General features: G+C 64.0%; 2 protein-coding genes. Both read right to left on the bottom strand.

Translation table 11 applies throughout. The features are described from left to right. Positions 1 to 127: 127 nt before the first annotated feature. The gene (gene tuf / locus QH290_RS10525) at positions 128 to 1,318 is read right to left on the bottom strand and encodes an elongation factor Tu (protein WP_280267686.1); all 1,191 of its coding nucleotides are present in this window, start codon (positions 1,316 to 1,318) and stop codon (positions 128 to 130) included. Between the two features lie 96 nt (positions 1,319 to 1,414). Next, the gene (gene fusA / locus QH290_RS10520; protein ID WP_280267687.1) at positions 1,415 to 3,517 is read right to left on the bottom strand and encodes an elongation factor G; all 2,103 of its coding nucleotides are present in this window, start codon (positions 3,515 to 3,517) and stop codon (positions 1,415 to 1,417) included. Positions 3,518 to 3,708: the final 191 nt, after the last annotated feature.

The raw sequence follows: 3,708 nt of genomic DNA, 5'->3' as shown, positions 1-3,708 counted from the left end.
CCCCCCGGTCCCGTCAACGCGCCCCCCCTTTTACACCCCGTACAAAATGCGGCCACTAAAACCCCCCCATAAGACCCTAAATGGCCGTTCCCCCTTGGGTACGGCCCCTTTTCAGTAAGAACTTGTCCTACTTGATGATCTTCGTGACGCGACCGGCGCCGACGGTGCGGCCACCCTCGCGGATCGCGAAGCGCAGGCCCTCTTCCATGGCGATCGGCTGGATCAGCTTGACGCTCATCTCCGTGTTGTCGCCCGGCATGACCATCTCGGTGCCCTCGGGGAGGGTGACGACACCGGTCACGTCGGTGGTGCGGAAGTAGAACTGCGGACGGTAGTTGTTGAAGAACGGCGTGTGGCGGCCGCCCTCGTCCTTGGCCAGGATGTAGGCCTGACCCTCGAACTCGGTGTGCGGGGTGGTGGTGCCCGGCTTGATGACGACCTGGCCGCGCTCCACGTCCTCGCGCTTGATGCCACGGATCAGCAGACCCGCGTTGTCGCCGGCCTCGGCCGAGTCCAGCAGCTTGCGGAACATCTCGATGCCGGTGATGGTGGTCTTGGTCTTCTCCGGACGGATGCCGACGATCTCGACTTCCTCGTTCAGCTTGACCTGACCACGCTCGACACGACCGGTGACGACGGTGCCACGACCGGTGATCGTGAAGACGTCCTCGATCGGCATCAGGAACGGCTTGTCGGTCTCGCGGACCGGGTCCGGGATCGACTCGTCGACGGCGTTCATCAGCTCGACGATGGACTCCGACCACTTCTCGTCGCCCTCGAGCGCCTTCAGGCCGGAGACGCGGATGACCGGGGCCTCCTCGTCGAACTCCTGCGAGGCCAGCAGCTCGCGGACCTCCATCTCGACGAGCTCGAGGATCTCCTCGTCGTCGACCATGTCCGACTTGTTCAGCGCGACCAGGATGTAGGGCACGCCGACCTGACGGGCGAGCAGCACGTGCTCACGGGTCTGCGGCATCGGGCCGTCGGTGGCGGCGACCACGAGGATGGCGCCGTCCATCTGGGCCGCACCGGTGATCATGTTCTTGATGTAGTCGGCGTGACCGGGGGCGTCGACGTGCGCGTAGTGACGCTTCTCGGTCTGGTACTCGACGTGGGAGATGTTGATCGTGATACCACGAGCCTTCTCCTCCGGAGCCTTGTCGATCTGGTCGAACGCAAAGCTCTGGTTCAGGTCCGGGTACTTGTCGTGCAGAACCTTGGTGATAGCCGCCGTCAGCGTGGTCTTGCCGTGGTCGACGTGACCGATGGTGCCGATGTTGACGTGGGGCTTCGTCCGCTCGAACTTCGCCTTCGCCACTTGATGTCCTCCTGGACTTGTTGGTGCTTGCTATGCAGCAGTGCGGTTGGTAAGGGTCACCCCCGCATACACGGGGATTGGGTCGTGCGTGACCGACTATTCGCCGGTCGCCTTGGCGATGATCTCCTTCGACACGTTGGCCGGAACCTCCGCGTACGAATCGAACACCATGGAGAAGTTCGCCCGGCCCTGGGTCTTCGACCGCAGATCACCGATGTAGCCGAACATCTCCGAGAGCGGAACCAGCGCCTTGACGACACGGGCACCACTGCGTTCCTCCATGGCCTGGATCTGACCACGGCGGGAATTCAGGTCGCCGATCACGTCGCCCATGTATTCCTCGGGCGTGGTGACCTCGACGGCCATGAGCGGCTCGAGGATCACCGGACCGGCCTTGCGGGCCGCTTCCTTCAGGGCCTGCGCACCCGCGATCTTGAACGCCATTTCCGACGAGTCGACCTCGTGGTACGCGCCGTCGAGCAGCGTGGCCTTGAGGTTGACCAGCGGGTAGCCAGCGAGCACACCGTACTGCATGGCGTCCTGGATGCCGGCGTCCACCGAGGGGATGTACTCGCGCGGCACGCGGCCACCGGTGACCTTGTTCTCGAACTCGTACGTCGCGCCGTCCTCGCCGGTGAACGGCGCCAGGGCGATGATCACGCGCGCGAACTGGCCGGAGCCACCCGTCTGCTTCTTGTGGGTGTACTCGTGCTTCTCGACGACCTTGGTGATGGTCTCGCGGTAGGCCACCTGCGGCTTACCGATGTTGGCCTCGACCTTGAACTCGCGCTTCATGCGGTCGACGTAGATGTCGAGCTGCAGCTCGCCCATGCCGCCGATGACGGTCTGGCCGGTCTCGGCATCCAGCTTCACGTTGAAGGTCGGGTCCTCCTCCGCGAACTTCTGGATGGCGGTGCCCAGCTTCTCCTGGTCGGCCTTGGTCTTCGGCTCGATGGCGACCTCGATGACCGGATCCGGGAAGGTCATCGACTCCAGCACGACCTGGTTCTGCGGGTCGCACAGGGTGTCACCGGTGGTGGTGTCCTTCAGGCCGATGACCGCGTAGATGTGGCCCGCCTGGGCCTCATCGATCGGCTGCTCCTTGTTGGAGTGCATCTGGAACAGCTTGCCCAGACGCTCCTTCTTGCCCTTGGTCGAGTTGATGACCTGGGCACCGGAGGCGACCTTGCCCGAGTACACGCGCACGTAGGTCAGCTTGCCGAAGAACGGGTGCGTCGCGACCTTGAACGCCAGCGCCGCGAAGGGCTCCTCGGTGCTGGGGTTGCGGTGGATGATCTCGTCCTCTTTGTTCGGGACGTGACCGTCGGTGCCACCGTCGTCCAGCGGCGTCGGCAGGTAGTCGATGACGGCATCGAGCATGGGCTGCACGCCCTTGTTCTTGAACGCCGAACCGCACAGCACCGGGTAGACCTCGGAGTTGACGGTCAGCTTGCGGATCGCGCCCTTGATCTCCTCGATCGAGAGCTCCTCACCGCCGAAGAACTTCTCCAGCAGCGCCTCGTCGGACTCCGCGACGGTCTCGAGCAGCTCCTGGCGGTACTGCTCGGCCTTCTCGGCCAGATCCGCCGGGATCTCGACGGTCTCGTAGGACTCGCCGAGCTTGGTCTCGCCCTTCCAGACCTTGGCGTTCATCTCGACCAGGTCGACGATGCCCTCGAAGTCGCTCTCCGCGCCGATCGGCAGCTGGATGACCAGCGGCTTGGCACCGAGGCGGTCCTTGATGGTCTGCACCGTGAAGTAGAAGTCGGCGCCCAGCTTGTCCATCTTGTTGACGAAGCAGATGCGCGGGACGTCGTACTTGTCGGCCTGCCGCCAGACCTGCTCGGACTGCGGCTCAACGCCCTCTTTGCCGTCGAAAACGGCGACCGCACCGTCGAGCACGCGCAGCGATCGCTCCACCTCGACCGTGAAGTCGACGTGGCCCGGCGTGTCGATGATGTTGATCTGGTTGTCTTTCCAGAAGCAGGTCGTCGCGGCCGACGTGATCGTGATGCCGCGCTCCTGCTCCTGGGCCATCCAGTCCATCGTGGCGGCGCCGTCGTGAACCTCACCGATCTTGTAGGTGATACCGGTGTAGAAGAGGATGCGTTCGGTTGTCGTGGTCTTGCCGGCATCGATGTGGGCCATGATGCCGATGTTGCGGACCTTGTTGAGGTCGGTGAGCACGTCCTGTGCCACGGAAATCTTCCCCGCTCGTAGCTAGTTGGGATTTTCGGGAACGACCCTGGCTCCGTTTCGGAGGCCCAGAGGCCATCACTTTTTCGACGTGGGGGCGGGCGGGGGGTGGACCCCCCCCACACGTAAATGAACCACCACCCGGCGGACGCCCGCCGCCAAATCAAACACCAAAACACGCAGCGCCACCCCGA

It is taken from the genome of Nocardia wallacei, assembly GCF_029869545.1.
Taxonomy (GTDB): domain Bacteria; phylum Actinomycetota; class Actinomycetes; order Mycobacteriales; family Mycobacteriaceae; genus Nocardia; species Nocardia wallacei_A.
This window is presented reverse-complemented; position numbering and strand designations above follow the sequence as displayed.